Annotated in this window: 1 protein-coding gene; it reads left to right on the plus strand. The window is 69.1% G+C overall.

Annotated elements, in window-relative coordinates; translation table 11 throughout:
- The coding region (locus tag E4K09_RS15255; RefSeq protein ID WP_134498412.1) for a UvrD-helicase domain-containing protein at positions 1 to 223 on the plus strand (223 nt) is incomplete at both ends.

Here is a 223-nt window from a genome sequence, read left to right on the forward strand (position 1 = left end):
GGCGCGGGCAAGACGAAGGTTCTGACCGACCGCGTGGTGCGCCTGCTGCTGAGCGGTTCCCTGCCCGGACGCATTCTCTGCCTCACCTTCACCAAGGCCGCGGCGGCCAACCTGGCGATCCGCGTGTTCGAGCGGCTGGGACGGTGGGTGACCATGGACGAGGAAAGCCTCGTGGCCGAGCTCACGGAGCTCGAGGGCGTCAAGCCCACGCGCCAGCAGCTGA

This window comes from Microvirga pakistanensis (genome assembly GCF_004458765.1).
Classification (GTDB): Bacteria; Pseudomonadota; Alphaproteobacteria; order Rhizobiales; family Beijerinckiaceae; genus Microvirga; species Microvirga pakistanensis.